This window comes from Vibrio sp. 1727 (assembly GCF_033344415.1).
GTDB classification, from domain to species: Bacteria; Pseudomonadota; Gammaproteobacteria; order Enterobacterales; family Vibrionaceae; genus Vibrio; species Vibrio alginolyticus.
Genome location: NZ_JAWPOT010000511.1, coordinates 1 through 573, shown reverse-complemented (window position 1 = coordinate 573; position 573 = coordinate 1). Strand labels below are relative to the sequence as shown.

Sequence of the window (573 nt, the reverse complement as noted above, 5' to 3'; positions counted from 1 at the left end):
TATACTTATGGCATTTGCATCATTGAGGAAAGAATATGATCCAAGAAATCATAGAGAAGAAGTTACATAGTGAGCTGCAACCAAGCTACTTAAAAGTTATCAACGAAAGTTACATGCACAATGTACCGCCTGGCTCGGAAAGTCACTTTAAAGTCATTGTTGTGAGTGACTTATTTGCCGGTCAGAGATTGATTGGCCGTCACCGTCAAGTTCATCAAATTCTTGCCGATGAGCTAGATAATCATATTCACGCGCTTGCGATCCATACTTACACAGAGGAAGAGTGGAAACGTGAGCAAAATGGTGCACCAGACAGTCCAATGTGTATGGGAGGAGGGCGTTAACCCCTTTCAAACCAGACGTTTTTAGAAAGATGGCTCAGGCCATCTTTTTTTGTTTTACATTTTGTGTGGGACAAAAATGTGGCACAAATGTTGGTTAAAAAATGTGTTAACAGCGTTTCAACAAATGAATATAAATTAAAGCATATTTCAGGCTGTGAATATTTCATTTCCATAAGATATGTGTGGAATATGTCATTTGTGCGTTCGGTCAAAGTTATGACTAATATTT

At 38.4% G+C, this 573-nt stretch carries 1 protein-coding gene; it reads left to right on the top strand.

All coding sequences use genetic code 11. The features are described 5' to 3' along the window. The first annotated feature begins 35 nt into the window (after positions 1-35). Positions 36-344 carry a transcriptional regulator BolA gene (gene bolA / locus R8O10_RS26655; protein ID WP_005456570.1) on the top strand — a complete coding sequence of 103 codons (309 nt, stop codon included), beginning with the start codon at positions 36-38 and terminating at the stop codon, positions 342-344. Positions 345-573 lie beyond the last annotated feature (229 nt).

What these genes read in the sequence shown, in the direction of transcription:
- bolA (WP_005456570.1), top strand. Translation starts at nt 36, where the DNA reads ATGATCCAAGAAATCATAGAGAAGAAGTTACATAGTGAGCTGCAACCA.